The sequence below is a fragment of the Flavobacterium anhuiense genome, assembly GCF_001705175.1.
Classification (GTDB): domain Bacteria; phylum Bacteroidota; class Bacteroidia; order Flavobacteriales; family Flavobacteriaceae; genus Flavobacterium; species Flavobacterium anhuiense.
In genome coordinates this window covers 437,821-464,328 of sequence record NZ_CP016907.1, presented here as the reverse complement: position 1 = coordinate 464,328, position 26,508 = coordinate 437,821, and the positions used below count along the sequence as shown (strand labels likewise).

19 protein-coding genes are annotated in these 26,508 nt (G+C 33.0%); 15 read left to right on the top strand and 4 right to left on the bottom strand.

Annotated features, from left to right (window positions below):
• Genes BB050_RS01950 through BB050_RS01940 form a run of 3 tightly spaced genes read left to right on the top strand, consistent with a single transcriptional unit; the run spans position 1 to position 3,321 of the window.
• A complete protein-coding gene (locus tag BB050_RS01950; RefSeq protein WP_066032408.1) occupies positions 1–948 on the top strand; it encodes a FemAB family protein in 948 nt (315 codons plus the stop codon).
• A complete protein-coding gene (locus tag BB050_RS01945; RefSeq protein WP_066032407.1) occupies positions 945–2,045 on the top strand; it encodes a DegT/DnrJ/EryC1/StrS family aminotransferase in 1,101 nt (366 codons plus the stop codon). The genes BB050_RS01950 and BB050_RS01945 overlap by 4 nt, the downstream gene beginning before the upstream one ends.
• A gap of 1 nt (position 2,046) precedes the next feature.
• Complete coding sequence (locus tag BB050_RS01940; RefSeq protein ID WP_066032406.1) at positions 2,047–3,321, top strand: O-antigen translocase; 1,275 nt, start codon at positions 2,047–2,049, stop codon at positions 3,319–3,321.
• Here BB050_RS01940 and BB050_RS01935 read toward each other — a convergent pair.
• Entirely contained in the window at positions 3,318–4,454 is a 1,137-nt protein-coding gene (locus BB050_RS01935; protein ID WP_066032405.1) for a glycosyltransferase family protein, read from the bottom strand. The genes BB050_RS01940 and BB050_RS01935 overlap by 4 nt on opposite strands.
• A 45-nt stretch (positions 4,455–4,499) precedes the next feature.
• Between BB050_RS01935 and BB050_RS01930 the strand changes: the two genes are divergently transcribed.
• Both BB050_RS01930 and BB050_RS01925 read left to right on the top strand, forming a co-directional pair.
• Positions 4,500–5,582, top strand: a complete 1,083-nt coding sequence (locus tag BB050_RS01930; protein ID WP_066032404.1) for a glycosyltransferase — start codon at positions 4,500–4,502, stop codon at positions 5,580–5,582.
• Positions 5,582–5,989, top strand: a complete 408-nt coding sequence (locus BB050_RS01925; protein WP_236940405.1) for a sugar 3,4-ketoisomerase — start codon at positions 5,582–5,584, stop codon at positions 5,987–5,989. Before BB050_RS01930 ends, BB050_RS01925 begins: the two co-directional genes overlap by 1 nt.
• Here BB050_RS01925 and BB050_RS01920 read toward each other — a convergent pair.
• From BB050_RS01920 to BB050_RS01910, 3 genes are read right to left on the bottom strand one after another with little or no spacing between them, the layout of a single operon-like run.
• The gene (locus BB050_RS01920; protein WP_066032402.1) at positions 5,972–6,901 is read right to left on the bottom strand and encodes a glycosyltransferase family 2 protein; all 930 of its coding nucleotides are present in this window, start codon (positions 6,899–6,901) and stop codon (positions 5,972–5,974) included. The two genes, BB050_RS01925 and BB050_RS01920, sit on opposite strands and share 18 nt — an antisense overlap.
• Positions 6,902–7,783: a glycosyltransferase family 2 protein gene (locus BB050_RS01915; RefSeq protein ID WP_066032401.1), complete on the bottom strand. Its 882-nt coding sequence runs from the start codon at positions 7,781–7,783 to the stop codon at positions 6,902–6,904.
• Positions 7,783–8,466, bottom strand: a complete 684-nt coding sequence (locus tag BB050_RS01910) for a cell division ATP-binding protein FtsE (protein ID WP_008462249.1) — start codon at positions 8,464–8,466, stop codon at positions 7,783–7,785. Before BB050_RS01910 ends, BB050_RS01915 begins: the two co-directional genes overlap by 1 nt.
• Before the next feature lie 309 nt (positions 8,467–8,775).
• Here BB050_RS01910 and BB050_RS01905 point away from each other — a divergent pair, with 309 nt between their 5' ends.
• The 10 genes from BB050_RS01905 to secDF all read left to right on the top strand — a co-directional run bounded on the left by BB050_RS01905 (position 8,776) and on the right by secDF (position 26,445).
• The gene (locus tag BB050_RS01905; RefSeq protein ID WP_066032400.1) at positions 8,776–11,790 is read left to right on the top strand and encodes a tetratricopeptide repeat protein; all 3,015 of its coding nucleotides are present in this window, start codon (positions 8,776–8,778) and stop codon (positions 11,788–11,790) included.
• A gap of 89 nt (positions 11,791–11,879) precedes the next feature.
• Positions 11,880–12,743 (top strand): PhzF family phenazine biosynthesis protein, encoded by an 864-nt coding sequence (locus BB050_RS01900; RefSeq protein WP_066032399.1) that lies wholly within the window; start codon positions 11,880–11,882, stop codon positions 12,741–12,743.
• Positions 12,744–12,917: 174 nt separating this feature from the next.
• The gene (locus BB050_RS01895) at positions 12,918–14,669 is read left to right on the top strand and encodes a TonB-dependent receptor (protein ID WP_066032398.1); all 1,752 of its coding nucleotides are present in this window, start codon (positions 12,918–12,920) and stop codon (positions 14,667–14,669) included.
• A 130-nt stretch (positions 14,670–14,799) separates the two neighbouring features.
• Entirely contained in the window at positions 14,800–15,330 is a 531-nt protein-coding gene (locus tag BB050_RS01890) for a GNAT family N-acetyltransferase (RefSeq protein WP_066032397.1), read from the top strand.
• Positions 15,331–15,394: 64 nt separating this feature from the next.
• Positions 15,395–15,844 carry a hypothetical protein gene (locus BB050_RS01885; RefSeq protein ID WP_066032396.1) on the top strand — a complete coding sequence of 150 codons (450 nt, stop codon included), beginning with the start codon at positions 15,395–15,397 and terminating at the stop codon, positions 15,842–15,844.
• 417 nt (positions 15,845–16,261) lie between these two features.
• Entirely contained in the window at positions 16,262–17,938 is a 1,677-nt protein-coding gene (asnB, locus tag BB050_RS01880) for an asparagine synthase B (protein WP_066032395.1), read from the top strand.
• 309 nt (positions 17,939–18,247) lie between these two features.
• A complete protein-coding gene (gene asnB, locus BB050_RS01875; RefSeq protein WP_008462257.1) occupies positions 18,248–19,861 on the top strand; it encodes an asparagine synthase B in 1,614 nt (537 codons plus the stop codon).
• Between the two features lie 381 nt (positions 19,862–20,242).
• The gene (gene gyrB / locus BB050_RS01865; RefSeq protein WP_008462259.1) at positions 20,243–22,183 is read left to right on the top strand and encodes a DNA topoisomerase (ATP-hydrolyzing) subunit B; all 1,941 of its coding nucleotides are present in this window, start codon (positions 20,243–20,245) and stop codon (positions 22,181–22,183) included.
• A 110-nt stretch (positions 22,184–22,293) separates the two neighbouring features.
• Positions 22,294–23,229, top strand: a complete 936-nt coding sequence (gene mdh / locus BB050_RS01860; protein WP_066032393.1) for a malate dehydrogenase — start codon at positions 22,294–22,296, stop codon at positions 23,227–23,229.
• Positions 23,230–23,454: 225 nt separating this feature from the next.
• Complete coding sequence (secDF, locus tag BB050_RS01855) at positions 23,455–26,445, top strand: protein translocase subunit SecDF (protein WP_008462262.1); 2,991 nt, start codon at positions 23,455–23,457, stop codon at positions 26,443–26,445.
• Positions 26,446–26,508: the final 63 nt, after the last annotated feature.

Genomic DNA, 26,508 nt, shown 5'->3' with positions numbered 1-26,508 from the left:
ATGAAATACACCATAAAAAAGTATTCTCAAGATGATTATTCGATTTGGAACGATTTTGTCGCCCAGTCCAAAAATGCCACGTTTTTGTTTCACCGCGATTTTATGGAATATCATAAAGATCGTTTTGAAGATTTTTCGCTTTTAGTATTTGAAGATGAAAAACTGCGTGCTATTCTTCCTGCGAATAAAAAAGAAAATGCCATTTATTCGCATCAAGGTCTTACATACGGAGGATTGGTTTATTTGCCGAAATTGAAAGCAGAAAAGGTTGAATCCATTTTAGATGAAATTTTACTTTTTTTGAAAGAAAACCAAGTCAATACTTTTTATTATAAGCCAGTTCCGAATTTTTATTTTTCTGAAGGAAACGCAGCAATGGATTTTTTTTTGTTGAAAAGGGGAGCGATTCTAGAACGAAAAGAAATGAATTTAGCAGTTAATCTGCAAGCTCCTTTAAAGATTTCTAAAAGCAAAATGAAGCATTTTAGAAGAATCGAAAATTTAGATTTGGATATTTTTGAAGAAGAAAATTTTGATCCATTTTGGGAAAAAATTCTTGAGCCAAGATTAGCAGAAAAATTTAATGTAAAGCCAGTGCATTCCAAAGAAGAAATTGCATTTTTGAAATCTAAATTTCCTAAAAATATCAGACAATATTCTGCTTACAGAAATGATGGAATTATAGCTGGAATAACGATTTTTGAAACTAAAGATGTTATAAAATCGCAATACGGCGCCACTTCAAAAATAGGAGAAGAATTTCGCGCACTCGATTTTTTATTCATTAATCTGATTCACAAATACAAACGAAAAGGAAAACATTTCTTTGATATGGGTATAGTGGACGAGGGAAATGAATCAGGTTACAATTTAGGGCTTTTGAACCAGAAGGAAGAATTAGGCTGTTCTGTTTACAATCAGGATTTTTATAAAATAGAAATAAAGTGATACCATTCTTAGACCTAAAAAAAATAAATGAACCGTATGAAACGGCATTTCAAGAAAAATTGAAATCGGTTTTAGACAACGGCTGGTATATTTTAGGAAAAGAAGTGGAAACATTTGAAAAAGCTTTTGCTGAATATTGTCAATCTAAATTTTGTATTGGAGTTGGAAATGGTTTTGATGCTTTGTTTCTCATTTTTAAAGGTTATATCGAACTCGGAAAACTCAAAAAAGGTGATGAGGTTATTGTTCCTGCCAATACTTATATTGCCAGTATTCTGGCTATTTTACAAGCCGATTTAGTTCCTGTTTTGGTTGAACCAAGATTAGAAACTTACAATATAAATCCAGAATTAATTCCCGAAAAAATCACTCCAAAGACAAAAGCCATTTTAGCGGTTCATTTATACGGACAATTGGCTGAAATGGATAAGATAAATGAGCTTGCAGAAAAACATGATTTGATTGTTGTAGAAGATGCAGCGCAATCTCATGGCGTAGAGAAAAATCTAAAAGCTAAAATCTATAATCTAAAATCTGCAATCGCTTACAGTTTTTACCCAGGAAAAAATCTGGGCTGTCTCGGCGACGGAGGAGCAATTACAACAAATGACGAAGCATTAGCAAAAGTCCTTTTTTCGCTTCGTAATTATGGTTCGGAAAAAAAATATCATAACAAATATGTTGGTGTAAATTCAAGACTAGACGAATTGCAGGCTGGATTTTTAAATCTAAAATTACCAAACTTAGATTCGGATAATGAAAAGCGAAGAGCCATTGCAGAGCGCTATTTAAAAGAAATTAAAAACCATAAAATAGTGTTGCCATTTTGGGATTTCTCCAATAATCATGTTTTTCATTTGTTTGTTATTCGAACAGAAAACAGAGAAAAGCTTCAAGAATATTTAACTCAAAATAATATTCAAACTGTAATTCATTATCCGATTCCTCCGCATAAGCAAAAAGCTTTTTCGCAATGGAATAATTTGTCGTTTCCTATAACTGAAAAGATTCATAAAGAGGTCTTGAGTTTGCCTATGAGTCCAGTTTTGACTGAATCTGAAGTGGATTATATTATTGAAATTTTAAATCAATACTAATTTGAGTTTTTATAGAAAAATAATTCAAACGAATTTGTTTAAGATTACTTCTTTAAACAGTTTGAGTGTTGCTTTAAAAATCGGAATTGGATTAATTACTTCAAAAATATTAGCAGTTTTTGTTGGGCCAAGCGGAATGGCTCTAGTTGGAAATCTTCGCAATTTTTTGACTTCATTAGAAAATATCGCCACTTTAGGTTTTCAAAATGGAATTGTAAAATACACTGCCGAAAGCGAAAAAAGTAGAATTGAACTTCAAAAAATAATTTCGACCGTTTTTATTGCTTTAATAGGAGTTGCGATTCTCTTAAGCATCATTCTTTTTTGTTCAGCTTCTTATTGGAATGAAAAAATCTTTGGAGATAATACAGAATATTTAATTGTTTTTAAAACCTTATCGTTTGTCTTGCCAACTTACGGACTTTCTATATTTTTTATTGCTGTAATTAATGGTTTAGGCAAGTTTAAAAAAGTAATTAGTATTAATATTATTGGAAACATTGTAGGGCTGTTGACTTCTGTTTTTCTGATATTGCAATTTAAAACGACTGGAGCTTTAATGGCAATTGTAATGGCGCCAGCATTGCTGTTTTTTATCACGCTTTATTTAGTTCAAAAAGAGATTCAGATTTTTCAATTTGTAAAATTAGATGTCTTCGATTTCAAAGTTTTGAAAAATCTTTCGGCTTATTCTTTAATGACACTGGTTTCATCTGTTTTTGGCCCTTTTGTATTTCTTGCAATTCGAAATCATATTATTCAGGATTTAGGAATAGAACAAGCCGGATATTGGGAAACCATGACGCGTATTTCAAGCTATTATTTAATGTTTATCAGTGCAATTTTGAGTGTTTATTTTCTGCCAAAATTGTCCAAAGCTCAAAATAATCAGGAAACTAAAAGTGTTTTTTTGCAGTACTATAAATATATTTTACCAGTTTTTGCACTTGCGTTGGCAATACTTTATTTCATCCGTTTTTTTGTTATTCAATTGCTTTTTACAAAAGAATTTTTACCTGTAACCGATTTGTTTTTTTGGCAGCTTTTGGGTGATGTTTTTAAAGTTTGCGCTTTAATCTTGGGGTATCAGTTTTTTGCAAAAAGAAAAACTTCAGCCTTTATCATTACAGAATTATTTTCACTGTCGGTCTTTTATACTGCAAGTTTGTATTTTATAGAACTATTTCAAATTGAAGGTGTTGTAATTGCTTATGTTTTTCAGAATGCATGTTATTTTATTGTTTTAGGAATTTATTTTAGAAAAAGTTTGTTTTAATTTTCATTCCATTGATGGATATACTTTTCTGCAATTTTTACAAAGTGATGTTCTTTTTCAATAAAATCTCTAGCTCTTTTTCCGATTGCAGTAATTTCTTTGGGATTTTCAATTAAAAAAGACAATTCGCTAACCAGATAATTAACGTCTGGAATGGCGTTTATGCATACTTTTTCTTGAAGATTATATCTTGCTGTAAATTCTTTTTCGGCACCTGTAAAAACTACTTTTCCTTTTGCCATTGCTTCGAGTGCATTATACCCTTGATCGTAAGCATAACTTTGATCCAATAAAATATGACAGCTATTGTAAAGATTGATATATTCAGCGTAAGGAATACTGCGAACCGTTATAATTTCAACTTTTGAAGCATATTTTTGCTCAATTATTTCTAGAGCTTTTTCAAAATAGTCATTTCCTTTTTTTAGATAATTTTCATTGTTGATTCCGTGAAAAATAACAATTTTGTCATGAATATTAAGCGGTTCGAAATGAAGTTTTCCAATATTAATAGGATTCGGAATCATCCCTAAATATTTCTTATTTCCTTGTAATGGAAGATGATAATCTAAATCTGTAGCAATAATTCCGTTTATGTTTTTGTAAATAAACTGATGGAGTTTTAAAAAAGCTTTTTCACGGAATTTCAAAACATTTCCAAAAGACTTTTTATCAATCTTATGATTAAGATATAGCGGAATTACAGATTTAAAATTAGGATTTTCGAAGCAATATTTCACATTTAGATAATCATAACCGGTACTTAAAAGAAAAAGTTTTTGGTTGTTTTTTAAGAGATACGAAATGATTTTTTTCTCAAAATGATAAGTACAATAGAAGCTGTTTTCGTTAATGAGTTGGACAACATCAAAACCAGAACATTGTTTTTCAAATTTTAAAAATTGTCTAAAAGTCAGATAAGAAGTGATATCAAATCCCGAGATTTTATAAACGGCAACTTTTACTTTTTTTGGTAAACCAGAATCCCATTTTTTTTGGATAGGAAAATCTACAGGAAAATTTTTAAAACCGTCCTTATGACCAATAATAAAAACTTCATGTCCTAAAGCCTTCAAACCATCTTTTAAAGAATTGTGCAAATGGCTGTATTCGCCTACCAGTAAAACTTTCATTTATATGTATATTTGACAAATATATTTACTTTTTCGGTTAAAAACATGAATAAAAAGAAAGTTGCTATTGTTTCGATTTCTCTTGGAAAAGGAGGTGCAGAACGTTTTGCAGGTTTGCTTACTTTCATGTTAGAAAGTTCTGGTTTTGAAGTTCATTCCATAATTGTCAATGACGATATAGATTATGAATATACTGGAGCTTTGTTCAATTTAGAAAAAGAAAGTGCGGGTTCATTTTCTGTTTTTAGAAAATTAAAAAAAGGAAAACTGTTGAGGAATTATTTAAACCAAAATAATATTGATATTGTTATTGACAGCAGAACGAGAAATATTTTGTTGCGAGAACTAATTACTAAATTTATTTACCGCAATTCAAAAATCTATTATATCGTTCACAGTTATAATTTTAAAGAATATTTTCCTTCTTCAAAGTTTTGGTCGAAAATACTTTATGAGAATGTTCAAGCTTTAGTCTGTGTTTCAAAGGCAATAGAGGAAAAAATAAATAAGTTATACGAACTTAAAAACACCATTACCATTTACAATCCGTTTTCTATTGAAGAAGAAGAATTGAAAAAAGAAGTCTTAGAAACCAAAAAAGTAATTTTATATTTTGGAAGATTTGAAGAAAAAGTGAAAAATTTTACACTGATGTTAGAAGCTTTTTCTCAATCAAAATTATATGAAAAAGGATATCAATTACATTTGATGGGATCTGGAGATGATGCAGATTTTATTCAGCAGAAAATTAAAACTTTTAATTTGAATGGTTATGTTAAGATTCTTCCATTCAAAGAAAATCCTTTTGAAGAAGTTCGAGAAGCAAAATTTACAATTTTGACAAGTTATTACGAAGGATTTCCGCTATCGGTTATAGAATCATTAGCATTAGGAACGCCAGTTGTTGCCGTTGATTGCAATTCTGGACCGCGAGAAATTATTCAGAATGAGTTTAATGGTTTATTGGTCGAAGACCATAACACGAAAGATTTAGCCGAAGCAATGAATAGATTTGTAGATGACGCTGAATTATATCGTTTTTGCAAACAGAATGCGGTTGAAAGTGTAAAACATTTGTCTTTAAAACATATTTCAGATCAATGGAAAAAACTTCTAAACAATCACTAATGACGAATATTTCAGACATTCAATTGATCGAGATTCCAAAAATTCAAGATCGGAGAGGAAATCTTTCGGTTGTTGAAGGCAATACGATTCCGTTTGTTTCCAAAAGAGTATATTATTTGTACGATGTGCCAAGCGGAAGCAAAAGGGGAGGACACGCACATATTGAACAACAGGAACTTTTAATAGCTCTAAGCGGCAGTTTTGATGTGGTTTTGAAAGACGGAAAAAATACCAAAACAATTACGCTAAATAAGCCAAATGTAGGTTTGCTTATTGTTTCGGGAATTTGGCGCGAACTTAAAAATTTCTCATCGGGAAGTGTTTGTCTAGTTTTGTCTTCTGGTGAATTTAGCGAGGAAGATTATATTCGAGAATACAAAAAGTTCAGATTATTTAAAAACAGATGAACCGATTCCTAAATTTGCTAAAAAGGTTTTAAAAGAAATTAAAATGCGTAAAATAAATGCAGGAAGACGCAGTAAAAATCTTTTCTTCCAACGAATTTTTTTTAAATCTATTGAATTATAATATTTATAAAAAAGAGCAGTTTCTCCAGCTAATTTGCCTTTAATGGCAAGTGAAAACCGATTTAAATCTAAAAAGTATTTTAAGTCTGGATTTGTTTGTTCGGACTCTTCAAATTTTGAAAAATCCATTTTTTCTTTCATCAGATTTTTGTTTTTCGAAAGGCTTTTAGGGTCGTAGACATATCTTGCCAATATTTTCCAAGAAAAAACAACTGGAAAAACAAGTCCGATTCTAATCCATAAATCGGTATCTTGACCGCTTTTAATTTTGGTGTCAAAATTTCCAATTTCAGCAAAAACAGATTGATGAAAAACAGCACACGAAGTACATAGAACGGTTTCTTTTAAACTGGCCTTAAAATAGTTTACAATTTCAAATTCGTCATTTGTTTTTGAAATCGAATATTGTGCAGAGATTACTTTTTTTGAAGTTTCAAATTCTATTGCAGCAGAAAATACTTTTTGGTCTGGAAGTTTTGAAATATTGGTAAACATAGTTTCTAAAAATGTCGGATACCAATAATCGTCGGCATCAAGAAAAGTTATAAAATGGGCTGATGCTTTTTCGATTCCGTAATTTCTAGCCGCAGAAGCGCCTTCATTTTTTTTGCTAAAATAATGGATTCTAGAATCTTTAAATTGAAGTAGCTTTTCTTCGCTTTTATCTGTTGATCCGTCATTTACTACAATAATTTCAAAGTTCTGAAAAGTTTGATCGAAAACTCTTTGTATCGTGTTTGCGATAAAGTTTTCTTTGTTGTAAAGCGGAATTATGATAGAAAAAAAAGCCATTTATTTTGTTTTAAGAAAACAGTAATAACCTAACTTGTAAATGTCAAACAGAAAAAGTGAAGGTTTGTCTGAAAGTAAATTTCGCTCAATTTTTTGTTCCGATTTTTTAAAAACAAAATTAAAAAGAGAAGTCAGTTTTAGTTTTTTTAAGCGGTCGAAAGAGCGGATAATTTTGCTTTCTTTTTTCGATATTTTATTCAAATAATCTAAAAGAACTAGATTTTCTAATGCAGTTTTTGTTTTGCTTAGAAATAAAGAGGAAGATTCCAAATTTAAATGAAAAACAGGATTTTCAATATGTTTAATCTCAATTTGATTGGATTTTAATATGGCAAAAAAAAGCAGATCTTCATAACCGTATTTTGTTAGATTTTCATCAAAAGGAAAGTGATTAAGAATTTCTTTCTTGATCAATAAATTAGAAACCAATGCAGTGTTTGATGGATTTTTATTTCTTTCTGATAAACTTAAAGCTTCTCTTTTTTTGCCATAAATCCAACGTAAAATTTGTTCTGGTAGTGGCTTTTTGTTTTCATACAAAAGTCCGCCAAAAACAGCTTTATTTTCTATTTCTGAAATATAATTCGAAATAAAATTATCGTGAACTGGAATTGTATCAGCATCCAAAAATAGCAAGTTTTCGTAAACTGCTTTTTCGGCCAATAAATTTCGAATCGCGCTTCGTCCAATATTTTTTTCTAAAACAGAATATGAAGCGTTCTCAAATAGATTGATTTTTTGATTTTCAAGTATAAACCTTTGAGAAGCATCATCTAGACAAATGATTTCAAAAATAATTCCGCAAGAATTGCATTGCTTTACTAATTCGCTTACAAGCGGTAAAACATCATAATTATAAACCGGAATTAAAATGGAAAGCATTACACGCTTCTTTGAACCACTTCGAAGATTCTTTCATCTTCACATTTCAAAGTTTTAGATGGGAATTTCATTAGTAAAGCATAATCATGAGTCGCCATAATTACAGTTTTACCAGCGGCGTTGATTGCTTTTAGTACTTCTAATACTTCAGAACTCGTTTGCGGATCAAGGTTTCCTGTTGGTTCGTCTGCCAAAATAAATTCTGGGTCGTTAAGCAATGCTCTTGCAATTGCAACACGCTGCTGTTCTCCTCCAGAAAGCTGATGAGGCATTTTATTTACAAAATCTTTCATGCCTACTTTGTCCAAAACTTCATCAATTTTGTGCTGCATGGCTTCTTTTTCGACCCATCCTGTAGCTCTTAAAACAAAAAGCATATTGTCTTTTATAGAACGGTCTGGAAGCAGTTTGAAATCCTGAAATACAATTCCGATTTTACGTCTCAAGTACGGAATATCGTTTTCTTTTAAAGTAGCCAAATCAAATTCAACAATATGTCCTTCACCTTCAATTAACGGCAAATCAGCATACAAAGTTTTTAGGAAACTACTTTTCCCAGAACCAGTTTTCCCAATAATGTAGATAAACTCACCATGCTTAACATCTAAGTTAATGTGAGATATAATTTTTCTTCCTTCTTGATATATAGTGACTTCTTTAAGAGACAGTACGGTTTGTGACATAATAAAATTGGTTTGAATGGTAAAAGTAATAAGATAACGCTTGTATTCAAAATAAATTTCAATCATTTCTTAAGAAAAATTCTCGAAAAACGGTTGAAAATTTAAACCCTGAAAGTATTCTAAGTTCATTTTGGTTAATCTGCCAAAAGCTCCTAACTTATAATAACTTATCTATCTTACAATGGCTCTGATTCAGTTTTTATAATGCTCTTAAATGTTTATTATCGAATATTTGTTCATAATAAAACCTCAAAACGTTTCGTTATAACCCGTATAAAATGATACATTTGAATACTAAATATTATTACAATGCGTAAACTTTCCAAGTTCTTTTTATACCAAATTATCCTTGCTTCGACTATAGCTACGGCACAAAAATCGGCTATTTATACTTACGAATTAAAGGATTTTGACAAAGCACTGGCTTTATATAATGATAAACAATATGCTTCGGCACAATTGATTTTTGAAAAAGTAAAATACAATGCGACTAACGAAGAAGTTCAGTCAGATTGTGCGTACTACATTGCCAATTGTGCGATAAGAACCAATAAAGCAAATGCCGATGCTTTGGTAGAAAATTTTGTTAACGACTATCCAACAAGTACTAAACAAAATCAGGCTTATATTGAAGCTGCGCAATATTTTTTCGAACAAGGGAACTATCCAAAAGCTTTACAGTGGTTTGACAAGGTAGATGAAAGTTACATGAGCAAAACTGAGTCTGATAAGTTTAATTTCATGAAAGGCTACAGCTATTTTAATGCTAAAAAGAAAAAAGAAGCCACCAATTATTTTAATAAGGTTGTCAATTCAAAAGAATATGGTTCTCAGGCCAAATATTACTTAGGTTTTATGGCTTATGAAGGCGACGATTACAAAGAAGCGACTAAATATTTTGATGAGGTTTCTGGCGAAGAAAAATACAAAGAAAAGCTATCGTATTATCAAGCCGATATGAATTTCAAATTAGGAAATTTCCAAAAAGCGATTGATTTAGGATTGGTAGCCATGAATAAATCTAACGATATTGAAAAATCGGAATTGAATAAAATTATTGGAGAAAGTTATTTCAACCTAAAACAATATGGAAAAGCAATTCCGTATTTGGAAAAATATGCTGGTAAAAAAGGAAAATGGAATAATACCGATTTCTACCAGTTAGGTTATGCGTATTATGAGCAGAAAGACTACGAAAAAGCAATTTCCCAATTCAATAAAATTATTGAAGGAAAAGATTTCGTTGCGCAGAATGCTTATTACCATTTAGGTTTAAGCTATTTAAATACAGGTAAAAAGCAAGAAGCTTTAAATGCTTTTAAGAATGCTTCTGAAATGGATTTCAACGCGCAGATTCAAGAAGATGCTGCTTTAAATTATGCTAAATTAAGTTACGATATCGGAAATGCTTATCAAGCCGTTCCTGGTATTTTATTGGATTTCCTTAAAAAATATCCAAACAATTCAAGCCGTGCAGAAGTAGAAAAACTTTTGGTTGATTCTTATATTTCTTCTAAAAATTACAAAGAAGCTTTAGTTTTATTAGAAAAAAATAGATCTGCTGAAAACAAAGCTGCGTATCAAAAAGTGCTTTTCTATCGTGGATTGGAATTGTACAACGAAAATAATTACCAAGAAGCGGGTAAAATGTTCAAAAGTGCGATCAGCGAACAAAAAACACCTGAGTTCACAGCACGTGCCACTTTCTGGAAAGCAGAAACAGAATATCTGAATGATGATATGCAAAATGCTTTACTGACTTACAAGCAATTTGCTGGAATGGCTACTGCAAAATCTACAGACGAATATAAAAATATCAATTACAATATTGGTTACACGTATTTTAAGCTGAAAGAATATGATCAGGCGGCGAATTCTTTTCAGGCTCAAATCGATAATTCGCCTTCAGACAAAGTTCGTTTAAACGATTCTTATTTGCGTTTAGGAGATTGTCGTTTCGTGACTTCAAAATACAGCGCTGCTAACGAGGCATACGCAAAAGCGATTGCTGCAAAAGGCGTAGATGCTGATTATGCGCAGTTTCAAAAAGCACTTTCTTACGGATTCATGTCAAATAATGCGAAGAAAGTCGACGAATTGAATAATTTCCTTCAGATGTACAAAAAATCGTCTTACAGAGATGATGCTTTGTTCGAATTAGGAAATACTTACGTTGCAGAAAAGAAAAACGATCAAGCTTTGAAAACGTATGATCAATTGATTTCAGAATTCCAAAATGGATCTTTTACTTCAAAAGCAATTTTAAAACAAGGATTGATTTATTATAATTCAGATCGCGATCAGCAGGCTTTAACAAAATTCAAAAAAGTAGCGGCTGAATTTCCAAAAACACCAGAAGCTTTAGAAGCGGTTTCAACAGCAAGATTAATCTATGTTGATTCAGGAAAAGTAGACGAATATGCAACTTGGGTTCGTACTTTAGATTTTGTTGAGGTTTCAGATGCTGAATTAGATAACGATACTTATGATGCCGCCTTTAAACAATATAGTCAAAATAATAGCAAAGCTGCAATTACGGGATTTGGAGGTTATGTAAGCAAATTTCCGGCTGGTTTGCACGCTTTGGAAGCTAATTTTTATCTAGCACAATTGTATTATGCTGAAGGATCTGAAACAAAATCGACATCAAATTATCAATATGTAATCGATCAGCCTAGAAATGAATTTACAGAACAGGCTTTAAATAGATTGTCTCAAATTTACTTAAAAGCAAAAGATTGTGATAAAGCAATTCCGGTTTTAAAACGTTTAGAAAGCGAAGCAGATTATCCGCAGAACAAGACTTTTGCTCAGGCAAACCTAATGAAATGTTATTATGACAAAAAAGATTATGACAATTCGGTTACTGCTGCTGAAAAAGTTTTAGAAAGCCCAAAATCTGATGCAGGAGTAAAAGCAGATGCCCAGATCATTGTGGCAAGAGCGGCGATTCAAACAGGGAATGAAGATAAAGCGAAAACAGTTTACGCTAAATTAATGACAACTTCAAAAGGAGAATTAGCAGCAGAAGCGTTGTATTACGATGCCTATTTTAAAACCAAAGAAGGGAAATTTGATGCTTCGAATACTGCGGTTCAAAAATTGGCAAAAAGCTATTCGGCGTATAAATATTACGGAGCAAAAGGTTTGGTGTTAATGGCGAAGAACTTCTACGGATTAAAAGACAGTTATCAGGCAACTTATATTTTAGATAACGTAATCAACAATTTTACAGATTATCCAGATGTTGTCGAAGAAGCGAAAAAAGAATTAGGAGCTATTAAAGCGGAAGAGTCAAAAACAAATTCGTCGATTAATAGATAGAAAAATAGAAGAAAGAGCTAAGAAGCAAGATTTCAATGAAAAGTCTTTTCTCTTGCTTCTTGGCTCTATTCTCAAAAAAAAAGAAAGAAATGAGTTTACCTTTTTACATAGTTGATGTTTTTGCTGATAAGAAATATGCCGGAAATCAGTTGGCGGTTTTTTTAGATGCTGAGAATTTAAGTTCGGAAGAAATGCAGCAGATCGCGCGCGAGATTAATTTTGCGGAAAGCACATTTGTAACGAAACTGGACAAAGAAAACAATAAAGCCGAAATAAGAATTTTTACTCCTGCTCACGAAATGCAGTTTGCAGGACATCCGATCATTGGGACTTCTTGGGTTTTGATGAATAAGATTTTTGAAAATTCGCCTAACGAAATAAAATTAGAAGTTCCTATTGGACCAATTTCGATCAATAAAACCGAAGATTTGATTTGGCTAAAAGCGGCGCAACCAAAGTTTTGGGATGTTTTTGCAAAAGAAGATTTCCCGTCTTTCAGCAACTTGACAATTGATGATTTTGACAATCAATATTTGATACAAGAAGTGACTACGGGAAGTGCATTTGTAATTGTTCCGTTAAACAGCAAAAGAGCTTTAGAGAATTTGGTTTTAGATAAAGATAAAACCGATAAATGGTTGAAACAGCATTGTAAAACAGATCACAGAGGGCTGTATTTTTATAGTTTTGAAGATTCGAAGTTGGAAACCAGAATGTTATGTGTAGAAAATAATCAATTGGTGGAAGATGCAGCAACAGGAAGTGCAAGTACTTGTCTGCAGGCCTATCTTTTAAAATATCATTCTCCTGTAATTGAAGTAACAAACCATCAGGGAGATTACATTGGCCGACCGTCTGAAATTTATTTTGATGGAAAACTTAGCGGAGATCAGTTTGATATTAAAATAGGAGGAAAAGCTCAATTTGTAGCCAAAGGGGAGTGGGAAGCTTAAACTTTAGAAGAAAGAAGCAAGAAGAAAGACGCAAAAACAAGAGTCAAGAAAAAAGAATTTTTAGATTTAGATAATAGAATATAGAGGATAGAACAAGAGTTTTGAGAAAAGAAATAGATTTGATAGGTCTTTTCTCTTGCTTCTTTCTTCTTAACCCTCTTAAAAGAAAGAAATATGAAATTAAATTGCCAGTATAAAATTATCGTTTTGCTAGTATTATTTGTTGGTCAGTTTTCGATTGCGCAGAAGAAAAATGAAAGTATCGGAACTGAAACTGTAAACGTGGTAAAACCATATTCGCCGACTGTTTCAGATGCTTTTAAAGTAAAAGAAACACCTTCGCTTGACGATAGCGGGAATCAGCCGAAAGAAGTAATTAAATATAGTATTTTGTCTGTTCCTGTGGCTTCTACTTTTACGCCTTCAAAGGGAAAAGCTGAAGGTGTGGAAAAAGCTAAAAAAGAAAGATTGTTTAATAATTACGCGACTTTAGGACTTGGAAATTACAGCACTTTGAACGGTGAATTATTCGTAAATCAGGATTTGGGCAATAATGATTATGTAGCCGGAATGTTTCGCCATCACTCTTCTCAAGGCGGAATAAAAGATGTAGAATTGAATGATGAATTTTACGATACATCAATAAATGTTGGTTACGGACAAAACAATAGAGATAATACTTGGGGAGTCGATTTAGGATATCAAAACCAAATTTATAACTGGTACGGACTTCCATCAGATTTTGGCTCGACAATTCCAGATCAGCGTTATGATTTGGTAAACAGCATTAATCCAGACCATTCTTATAATACCATTTGGTTTGGCGGAAATGCAGAATTTACAGAAAGTATTTTTAGTAAGCTTTCTGCGAAATTTACTCATTTTTCAGACAGTTATTCTTCATCAGAAAACAGATTTTATGTAAAGCCTACTTTTACAGTTGATGTAATGGATCAGGCAATTAAAACCAATGTAATTGTAGATCATGTAAGCGGATCTTTTAAAAACAATTATTTTCAAGATAATACAGAAGCTTTAAAATACAGTTTTACAAATGTTGGAATCGAACCAAGTTTTGTAATCAATGAAAACGAATGGACATTAGAACTAGGGGCTGGAATCTATTACAGTGCAGATTCTGAAAACAGTGGCAATAAATTTTATTTCTATCCAAAAGTAAATGCTTCATATAGACTGGTTGGCGATTTGATGATTTTCTATACTGGAGTAAATGGAGCTTTAAACCAAAATTCGTATGCCGATTTTGTGACCGAGAATCCGTTTTTGTCTCCGACTTTAAACATGCGTCCGTCAAGTACACAATATAATGTATTTGCAGGTTTGAAAGGGAAATTGGCAAATAACGTAAATTATAACTTGACCGCTTCTTATTTGAACGAAAAAGACAAAGCACTGTTTAAAGCAAATGATTATACAGAAGTAATTACCAATGAAGATTATGCTTTCGGAAACTCATTTGGAGTAGTGTATGAAGATATTAGAACGTTCCGTTTCTACGGAGAATTAAAAGCTGATTTTTCTCAAAATGTAACTTTCGGAATCAACGGAACTTTTAATAGTTATAATACCGACAATGCAGTCGAAGCATGGAATTTGCCATCAATGAAATTAAGTTCGACTTTGGACGTTAATATTACAAAGCAGTGGTACGCAGGATTGAATGTGTTTTATGTTGGAGAAAGAAAAGATATGCAGACCAATACTTCTTTAGGAATTGATGCAACACCAATTACCTTAAAAAGTTATTTTGATGCTAATGCTCATGTTGGATATAAATTCAGCGAACGTTTGACGTTTTTCTTAAAACTGAATAATATTGGAAATCAAGCTTACGAAAAATGGTTGAATTATCCTGTACAAGGATTCCAAGTTTTAGGAGGTGCAAATTATAAATTTGATTTTTAAGGCTTAATGCCACAAAGACACTAAGGCACAAAGATTTTATAAAAGATAAAGTGCCTTTTTTTTCAGCCATGGGCTCATGAATTTTTTGGAGTAGATTCGTGAATTCGTGGCTGTTTTTTAATTTTATAAAATGGAAATTATATTACGTCAAGAAAATAAAAATGATTTTGAAAGTGTTTTTCATTTGATAGAAAAAGCTTTTGAAAAGGAAGAATACAGCGATCATAAAGAACAATTTTTGGTAGAAAGACTTAGAAACTCTGAAGCCTTTATTCCTGAATTGTCTATTGTTGCAGAAATTGATAATGATATTGTCGGTCATATTTTATTTACCAAGCTGCAGATAAAAAATGAATCTCAAATCTTTCCGTCATTAGCACTCGCTCCCGTTTCAGTTTTGCCAGAATTTCAAGGAAAAGGAATTGGTTCTAAACTTATTTTACATGGACATGAAATCGCGAAAAGGTTAGGTTACAAATCGGTTATTTTGTTAGGACATCAAGATTATTATCCAAGATTTGGATATAAACTTTGTGAAAAGTACAATATCAAAATGCCTTTTGATGTTCCATCAGAAAACTGTATGGTTATTGCATTAGCGGAAGATGGTTTAAAAGGAGTAAGCGGAGAAGTGGTCTATCCAAAAGCTTTTTTCGAATAAAAATTTAGACAAAAAGAAAAACCTTTGCACCTTTGCACCTCAGAATCTCAGTACCTTTAAAAAAATGACTTTCAAAGAAAAAATATATTCTCACTATACACAAATGGTTCAAGACAGAATTGATGTTTTCAGAGACATGATTTCTGGTTTGACAGAAGATTCAAAAAACGATGCCAAAGGTTCAGCCGGCGATAAACACGAAACAGCTTTGTCGATGATGCATATCGAACAGGAAAAATTGACTAATAAGTTGAAGGAAGCCCTTGAGCAAAAAGCAATTTTAGATAAAATAGACCCGCTTAAGACAACAGAAAACATCGTTTTAGGCAGTTTAGTAAAAGCCAACGGAATTTATTTATATGTGAGTGTTGCGCTTCCTAAAATTGCAATTGAAGGAATTAATGTTATTACGCTTTCTCCACAATCTCCCTTAGGAAATCACTTAATGGGAAATAAAGCTGGATTTCAATTTGAAATTAATAAGACGCATTATACTATTCAAAGCGTCGAATAATGAATTCGTCTATCAACCACTTTGTCAAAGTTTTAAACTTTGACAAAGTTCTCTAAAGAATAGACATAAAGTAATTCCACAAAGTTTGTAAGACTCAAAATCTAGGTTCCGCTAGATAAACAATAATTTCAGAACAATTTTCTGTCTTCTCTTTACGAATCTTTCATTGATATCGAAATAACTCAAAATTTAATTCAAAAAACCGATTTAAAGTTTCAATTTTAAAGCAGTTTTATACTCAAAATTAAAAATTTCAAGTTTAAGACTTTTTTTTATATCAAAATTTTACATTTTGTATGTAAAATTGTTGTTTTGATTTATAATTGTAATTGATATTGAGCTTTGTGTTTTTCAATTGTAACTAATATCACATCTTTGCCCTATCAAATTAAAATTTATAAAATAAAATATAAAATTATGTGTGGAATTGTATGTGCCTTTGATCTTAAACAAAAAGCCGAAGCTTTAAGGCCTCAAGTATTAGAAATGTCAAAAATCATTCGTCACCGTGGACCAGACTGGAGCGGTATCTTCAGCAATGATAAAGCGATTCTTTCTCACGAGCGTTTGGCAATTGTAGATCCAGCGTCAGGAAAACAACCTTTATTTACAGAAGATAAAAAATTGGTTTTGGCTGCAAATGGTGAAATCTACAACCACAGAGATTTGCGTAAACAATTTGCTGGTAAATATAACTTTCAAACTGAAAGTGATTGTGAAGTTATTTTAGCTTTATATAAAGAAAAAGGAGTAAACTTCGTTGATGAATTAAACGGAATCTTCGGATTTGCAATCTACGATGTAGATAAAGACGAGTATTTCGTTGCTCGTGACCATATGGGAATTATTCCGTTGTACATTGGATGGGATCAGCACGGGACTTTCTATGTTGCTTCAGAGTTAAAAGCTCTTGAAGGATACTGTACAAAAATCGAATTATTCCCTCCAGGACATTATTTATCAAGTAAAGACGGTGAATTTGTACAATGGTACAAAAGAGACTGGACAGAATACGATGCAGTAAAAGATAACGAAACAAGCATTCCTGAAATCAGAAAAGCATTGGAAGCAGCAGTTCACAGACAATTAATGAGTGACGTTCCTTACGGAGTTTTACTTTCAGGAGGTTTAGATTCTTCTATTACTTCGGCTGTGGCTAAGAAATTTGCTCAAAAAAGAATTGAGTCAGATGATACTACAGATGCTTGGTATCCACAATTGCACTCTTTTTCTGTTGGTTTAGAAGGTTCTCCAGATTTAGCAGCAGCAAGAAAAGTTGCAGATCATATTGGAACTATTCACCATGAAATCAAATTTACGATCCAAGAAGGATTAGATGCGGTTCGTGATGTAATTTACAACCTTGAAACATATGATGTAACTACAGTTAGAGCTTCAACTCCAATGTGGTTAATGGCGAGAGTGATCAAATCTATGGGAATCAAAATGGTTCTTTCGGGAGAAGGTGCAGATGAGTTGTTTGGAGGATATTTATATTTCCACAAAGCGCCAAACGCTAAAGAATTCCACGAAGAAAACGTTCGTAAATTAGGAAAACTTCACATGTATGATTGTTTACGTGCCAACAAAAGTTTAGCGGCTTGGGGAATTGAAGGTCGTGTGCCATTCTTGGATAAAGAATTTATGGATGTTGCCATGCGCATCAACCCGCAAGATAAAATGATCAACAAAGAGCACCCAATGGAAAAATGGGTAGTTCGTAAAGCTTTTGAAGACATGCTTCCAGAAAGTGTGGCTTGGAGACAAAAAGAACAATTCTCTGATGGAGTAGGATACAGCTGGATTGATACTTTAAAAGAAGTGGTAGCTAGAGAAGTTTCAGACGAACAATTGGCAAACGCGAGATTTAAATTTCCTTTGCAAACGCCGACTTCAAAAGAAGAATACTATTATCGTTCAATTTTTACTGAACATTTCCCAAGCGATGCAGCAGCATTGTGTGTGCCTCAGGAAGCAAGTGTGGCATGTAGTACAAAAATTGCTTTGGAGTGGGATGAAGCTTTCAAAAACTTAAACGATCCATCAGGAAGAGCAGTAGCAAATGTTCACGACGATGCTTACGTTAAAGCATAAAATAGAGTTTAATTTTTAGAATTAGTATATATATTGCGGAAAAACGTTCTCTTTAAGAGAGCGTTTTTTTGTCTTAACTGTTAAATTAAATAATTAAGACTCTCTAAGATTTGTTATTTGTAATTATTTAACTTTCTTTTAATATATTTGAAACCCCATAAAAAAACGTTAAATGCTATTGTATTTTAAGAATTTAATAGCAAAAAGCAAAATTTAATATTTAGTTTTGCTTTGTATGAAAAATTTTAATGATTTTTTAATGTTCAGTTAGCCTAAAAACTGAATGTAAATAAATAAAATAGAAGTATTATGTCTGGATTATTGGCCGTAATTGGAAAAGGAAAAGACCCGAAACTTGTAAAAGAACTTTCAGAAAGAATGTCTCATCGCGGACCTGACGAGAGCGATATACATATCATGGAAAATGGCAGTATACTTTGTCATGAAAGCCTATCGATTATTGATCTTAATTCGGGGAAACAGCCAATTCAAGGAACTAATAAAGCTTGGATGGTGCATGATGGGGAAATTTATAATTATAAAGAACTTAAAAATACGGTATTAAAGCACCATACTTTTAGAACAGAATCAGATTCAGAAGTGATTGTACATCTGTATGAAGAATTTGGATATGATTTCTGCAATAAATTAGATGGAGATTTTGCTTTTGTGGTGATCGATGGAGATAAATATATTGCTGGCCGTGACCCGATTGGGGTAAAACCTTTGTATTATGGTTTGGATGAAAGAGGACGAATTTATTTTTCGTCAGAAATGAAATCTATTGCAGACCAATGCAAATCGTTTTCTACTTTTCCTCCAGGACATTATTATACAGCAAAAACTGGTTTTGTAAAATACTATCGTCCAGAATACGAAGACCATAAAAATGCAACTCAGCCACTAGATTTAGAGTTAATTCGCGAAAGCTTAATTCAGGCAACACGCAAACGTTTATTGGCCGAAGTGCCTTTGGGTGTTGTGCTGTCAGGAGGTTTAGATACTTCATTAATTTCAGCTATAACTTCCAGATTGCTAAAAGAAAAAGGTGAAAAGCTGCACTCTTTTTCTATTGGATTAGATGCTGATGCTCCAGATAATGTTGTGGCAAGAAAAGCAGCTGCATTTTTGGGGACAGAACATCACGAAATTCATTTTTCTGTAGAAGAAGGAGTGAAAGCCTTAGAAAAAGTAATTTATCATATCGAAACTTACGATATTATTTCGGTAAGATCTGGTGTGCCAATGTATTTGCTTTCTAAAGCTATCGCTGATCAAGGAATAAAAGTAATCTTGTCTGGCGAGGGAGCTGATGAGGTTTTTGGTGGACATTTGTATTTTAGAAATGCGCCTTCGGAAGAAGAATTTCAGGATGAAACGATAGAACGAGTGCAGAAGCTGTTTACAGCCGATTTGCTACGTGCAGATAAAACGACAATGGCAAATGGTTTAGAAGTGCGAATTCCGTTTTTGGATACCGAATTTTTAGATGTTGCGATTCGAATTAAAACAGAAGAAAAACAGCCAAAAACGTATGATGGCGTTGAAAAATATATTTTAAGAAAAGCTTTTGATACAGAAGATACTTATTTGCCTTCAGAAGTTTTATGGCGTCAGAAAGAGCAATTTTCTGATGGTGTAGGATATAGTTGGGTTGATGAGTTGATCGAATATTGCGCTTCGCAGGTTACAGATGAGCAATTGGCGGGAGCAAGTCTTGAGTTTCCGTACAATTCGCCAACGACTAAAGAAGCGTATTTATACAGATCGATTTTCCATAAATTCTATCCGCAGGTCAGTGCAGCGCAAACTGTTCGAAAATGGATACCAAAATGGCAGGAAAATCTCGATCCAAGCGGAAGGGCAAATGCTGCACACTTAAATGGTAATTTTGAAACTGTAAAAACTACTGTTATTGCTTAAAAGTGGAAAATTCCAATTTCTTAAATTCCAAATTCCAAAAAAAAGGAAAAATCAATAAAATAAATTCCAAATTCCAAGTTGGGACTGATATAGAAAAACCGAAAAACATTTTAATGTGATTTCGGTTTTTTATTTTAATGTTTTAAGCGGATTTTAAAATTTTGATTCGATATTTCAGATTTCAAAAATAGAATTTGACATTTAAAATTTTGGGATTTTCAAAAATTTCGAATTTAAATTCATTTTTGGACTTATTTTTAGGTTTTTCAGACGATTGTGTTAATAACTTAGGTGCTTTAAGTTGTAATTTACTGGGTATATAGCTCGCGTTTTTATATATTTGCGTGTTAGACAGTAAATACATTTTTTAGAATAAATTATATGAGCGAAGAAATCAAGAAGAACAATTATTCAGCAGATAGTATTCAGGCATTAGAGGGAATGGAGCACGTAAGAATGCGTCCATCGATGTATATTGGAGATGTAGGGGTTCGAGGACTGCATCATTTAGTTTATGAGGTTGTTGATAACTCTATTGATGAGGCAATGGGAGGGCATTGCGACACCATTAGTGTCTCAATAAACGAAGATGGTTCTGTTACAGTTGAAGATAACGGACGTGGTATTCCAGTTGATTTGCATAAAAAAGAAGGTGTTTCTGCACTTGAGGTTGTAATGACAAAAATTGGTGCCGGAGGTAAATTCGACAAAGATTCATATAAAGTTTCAGGAGGTTTGCACGGGGTTGGGGTTTCTGTAGTAAACGCCCTTTCTGTTCACATGAAATCTACTGTATTTAGAGAAGGTAAAATTTATGAGCAGGAATACGAAAGAGGAAAAGCCTTATATCCTGTAAAACAAATCGGTGAAACAGAGAAAAGAGGTACGCGCCAGACTTTCTTCCCAGATGATACTATTTTTCAGCAGACTACTGAGTTTTCATACGATACGCTTTCAGCTCGTATGCGTGAACTTTCTTTCTTGAATAAAGGAATCACAATTACCTTTACAGATAAGAGAGAAGTTGATGAAAAAGGAGAATTTAGAAGCGAAGTTTTTCATTCAGATGAAGGATTAAAAGAATATATCCGTTATTTAGATGGAAACCGTGAGCCAATTATTTCTCACGTAATCAGTATGGATCACGAAAAAGGTGAAATTCCAGTTGAGGTTGCTTTGATCTATAATACAAGTTATACGGAGAATATTTTTTCTTATGTAAACAATATCAATACGCACGAAGGAGGAACGCATTTGCAAGGTTTTAGAAGTGGTTTGACAAGAACGCTTAAAAAATATGCCGATGCTTCTGGAATGTTGGATAAATTGAAATTCGAAATATCAGGAGATGATTTCCGTGAAGGATTAACAGCTATTATTTCGGTAAAAGTTGCAGAACCTCAGTTCGAAGGACAAACTAAAACTAAACTTGGAAACAGAGAGGTTGTTTCTCCAGTTTCTCAGGCAGTTGGAGAAATGCTTGAAAATTATTTGGAGGAAAATCCAAATGATGCAAAAGTAATTATCCAAAAAGTAATCTTAGCGGCTCAGGCACGTCACGCAGCCAAAAAAGCGCGTGAAATGGTACAGCGAAAAACTGTTATGGGAGGCGGCGGATTGCCAGGGAAATTATCAGACTGTTCTGAGCAAGATCCAGCAAGATGTGAAGTTTACCTTGTCGAGGGAGATTCGGCTGGTGGAACAGCAAAACAAGGACGTGATCGTAACTTTCAGGCGATTCTGCCATTGCGTGGTAAGATCTTGAACGTTGAAAAAGCGATGCACCATAAAGTGTTCGAAAACGAAGAGATTAGAAATATCTTTACTGCATTAGGAGTAACGGTTGGAACTGCTGAAGATAGTAAAGCGTTAAATCTTGAAAAACTTAGATATCATAAGGTAATCATCATGTGTGATGCCGATGTCGATGGTAGCCACATTTCTACCTTAATATTAACGTTCTTCTTCCGTTTTATGAAAGAGCTTATTGAGGAAGGTCACGTATATATCGCAGCGCCACCTTTATATTTAGTTAAAAAAGGAAACAAAAAAGAATACGCTTGGAATGATGTTCAGCGTGATCAAGCTAACGAAAGAATGGGAGGAAGTGCTTCTATCCAACGTTATAAAGGTCTTGGAGAGATGAACGCGGAGCAATTATGGGAAACTACAATGGATCCGAATTTCAGAACATTACGTCAGGTTAATATTGAAAGTCTTGCAGAAGCTGATCAAGTTTTCTCTATGCTGATGGGGGATGAAGTGCCTCCTCGTAGAGAGTTTATCGAGAAAAATGCAGTTTACGCAAATATCGACGCATAAAATGAAAAATTAATAATTTCAATTCGTTTAATTGTTTAAATTTACTAGACAATTAAACGAATTGTCTTTTTAGAGAATAGACATAATTAATAACCGATAAAGTAAAAAATATGAAAGTTACCATTGTAGGAGCAGGAAATGTTGGAGCTACCTGTGCAGATGTCATTTCTTATAGAGGAATTGCAAGCGAAGTAGTATTGTTGGATATTAAAGAAGGTTTTGCAGAGGGGAAGGCGCTGGATATTACACAGTGTGCCACAAACACAGGTTTTAATACCAGAGTTTCGGGAGTTACCAACGATTATTCTAAAACCGCGGGAAGCGATGTAGTAGTAATTACATCAGGAATTCCGAGAAAACCAGGAATGACAAGAGAAGAATTAATAGGTATTAATGCAGGAATTGTAAAAACAGTTGCCGAAAATGTACTAAAATATTCTCCTAATACTATAATTGTCGTAGTTTCCAATCCGATGGATACGATGACGTATTTGGCTTTGAAAGCTACAGGTCTTCCGAAAAATAGAATAATAGGAATGGGCGGTGCTTTAGATAGTTCTCGTTTTAGAACTTACCTTTCATTAGCTTTGGATAAACCTGCAAATGATATTTCGGCAATGGTAATTGGAGGTCATGGAGATACCACTATGATTCCGTTAACACGTTTAGCTTCTTATAATGGAATTCCAGTATCACAGTTCCTTTCAGAAGAAGTATTGCAGAAAGTTGCAGCAGATACTATGGTTGGAGGAGCTACTCTTACTGGACTTTTAGGCACTTCAGCTTGGTACGCTCCAGGGGCTTCTGTAGCTTATGTGGTAGATAGCATTTTAAACGATCAGAAAAAAATGATTGCATGTTCTGTTTTTGTAGAAGGAGAATATGGGCAGAATGATATTTGTATCGGTGTGCCATGCATAATTGGTAAAAACGGAGTAGAAGAGATAGTTGATATTAAATTAAACGATCAGGAAAAAGCATTATTTGCTAAAAGTGCAGATGCAGTTCGTAGTATGAATGATGCCCTAAAAACGATTTTAGTATAATAAAAACGGCAAAAAAGAAAAGAAGCTGCACTTTTGCAGCTTTTTTTTTGAGATTAATTAATAAATAAATTGGTTAATATTTTCGTTAATTATATATTTGCTCGGTTTAAAAAAAAATTGGTAATTCGTGATCTCGTTTTTTTGTTTTAAAAAATAATGTCAGGGCTTATTTTATGGGACTTTAAAACAAAATCAAAAATAAAACATAATTAATTTTTAGTAATAATGCAGAATAAAGGACTTATTAAATTTTTCGCAATTCTATTTGCATTGGTAAGTATTTACCAACTATCCTTCACTTTTGTGGCAAATAGTGTCAAAAGTGAAGCTAAAGCTTTTGCAGGAGATAACCCTGATAAAGAGCTGAAATATTTAGATTCTATTGGTAAAGAAAAAGTATTAAATCTTGGTTTTACTGATTTCACTTATAACGAAGTGAAAAACAAACAGCTTAATAAAGGTCTTGACTTAGAAGGAGGAATCAACGTAATTCTTCAAATTTCTATTAAAGATGTATTAAAAGGTTTGGCTAATAATTCTAAAAATCCAGTTTTTAATAAATCATTAGCTGATGCATCTGCAAATTTAGAAGGAAACAAAACATATTTAAATAAGTTTTTTGAAGCTTTTGAAGCAAATTCAAAAGGAACTGTAAAATTAGCATCTCCAGATATTTTCGCTAACAGAAGCCTTCAAGGAGAAGGTGGAGTAGACTTTCAAATGTCTGACGCGCAAGTTCAAAAAGTTATCAAAAGAAAAGTTGATGAGTCTGTAGAAAGCGCTTTTAAAGTATTAAGAGAGCGTATCGACAAATTTGGTGTTACTCAGCCAAACATCCAAAAATTGGGAGAAACAGGAAGAATCTTAGTTGAGCTTCCAGGTGCTAAGGATGTTGATAGAATTAAAAAATTATTAGGAGGAAAAGCTCAATTAGAGTTTTGGGAAACTTTCAAAATTGAAGAAATCGGTAATTTCTTAGTATCGGCAAACGAAGCTTTAAAGAAAACTGAAGTTAAAAAGACTGAAACTAAAACTGTTGCTAAAGATTCATTAAATGCATTATTAACAGATGCTAAAGATTCTTCAGATGTTAAAAAAGGAAACAATCCTTTGTTTGATAAAATGATTGGTAATGGTGGCGGACCAGTTTTAGGTTATTTTGCACCTAAAGATACTGCTTCTATCAATGAATATTTTAAAAGACCAGAAATTAGAGTTTTATTGGCTGCTGATCAGCACTACGCTAAATTTGTATGGAGTAAGCCAACAACTATAAAAGATCCTAAAGCAAAAGATCCAAAAACTGCAGCAGATGTTGAAGTTGTAGAATTGTATGCTTTAAAAGGAAACAGAGACAATGCGCCAGCTATGAGCGGTGGTGTTGTAACTGATGCAAAAGATACTTTTGACCAAATGGGTAAACCTGCAGTTTCTATGCAGATGAACAGCCAAGGTGCTAAAGTTTGGGAAGAATTGACAGGAAGAGCATTTGCTCAAAAAAGCTACATTGCTATTGTATTAGATGATATCGTATATTCTGCTCCAGGTGTAACAAGCGGTCCTATTGCTGGAGGAAGATCTGAGATTACAGGTTCATTTGATGTCGCTGAAACAAAAGATTTAGCTAACGTATTAAATGCAGGTAAATTACCAGCTTCTGCAGATATTATTCAATCAACTGTTGTAGGTCCATCTTTAGGACAAGCGGCTATTGATGCAGGTACAATCTCTTCTGTATTAGGTTTCTTATTAGTTTGCGTTTGGATGGTATTCTATTATGGTAAAGCTGGTTGGTATGCAAACCTTGCTTTATTGTTAAACTTACTATTCTTATTCGGAATTATGGCAAGTTTTGGTTTTGTATTGACATTACCAGGTATTGCAGGTATCGTACTTACATTAGGTACTGCGGTAGATGCGAACATTATTATCTACGAAAGAGCGAAAGAGGAATTGCGTGAAGGAAAATCTCTTTCTGAAGCAGTTACAGCTTCTTACGGATGGCATGGTGCAATGCGTTCTATTATTGATGCTAACGTTACTCACGTTTTAACTGGAGCTATCTTGTTTATTTTCGGAACAGGTCCTATTAAAGGTTTCGCATTAACATTATTAATTGGTATCGTAACTTCATTGTTTACTTCTATCTTTATTGCTAGAATTTTCATTGACAGAAATATTGCAGGAAAAGCAGATTTGACTTTCTCTACAAGTATTACTAAAAACTGGTTTACAAACTTCCACTTTGATTTCATCAAAATCAAAAAGTTCACTTATATCTTTTCTTCTATTGTAACAGTAGTAAGTTTAGTATCTATCTTCTTCGTTAACGGATTAGATGAAGGTGTTGATTTTGTTGGAGGAAGAACTTTCCAAGTTAAATTTGAAAAACCAGTTGATGCTACTGCAGTTTCAGACGAATTGTCTGCAGCTTTCGGTACTCCGGTTGAGGCTAAAATTTTAGGTGATGATGATCAATTGAAAATCACTACTAAATATAAAATTAAAGAAGACGGTGTTGCTATTGATGAGGAAGTAAACCAAAAATTATATGCTGCTTTACAGAAGTATTTCCCAAATACAACTTACGATAAATTCATCAACTCATTTGATGGTAAGAGAGTTGGAGTATTACAAGCTTCTAAAGTAGGTGCTTCTATCTCTGAAGATATTAAAACTAACTCTTACTGGGCAGTTCTTGGTGCGATGGCAGTTATTTTCTTATACTTAATGGTATCTTTCCGTAAATGGCAGTATTCATTAGGTGCGATTGCAGCTGTTGCTCACGACGTAATCTTCGTATTAGGAATTTATTCATTATGCTACAAATTCATGCCATTCCACATGGAAATGGATCAGCACTTTATCGCTGCGATCTTAACTGTAATTGGTTATTCTATGAACGATACAGTAATTGTATTTGACAGGGTAAGAGAGTTTATCATAGGAAACCGTAAAGGTAGCTTTGAAGATATTGTAAACGCTTCTATTAATACTACATTATCTAGAACATTGAATACTTCATTAATGATGATTATCGTATTATTAACGATGTTTATTTTCGGTGGAGAATCTATCAGAGGATTTATCTTTGCAATGTTGATCGGTATTATCGTTGGTACTTACTCTTCATTATTTATCGCTACACCAGTATTGGTTGACACGATTTCAAGTGATGAGAAACACACAATCGAAGACAAACACAATAAGGCATAATTAAAAACCTTATTTTAATTAAATAGAAAGATCCAGTGAAAACTGGATCTTTTTTTTATGTTT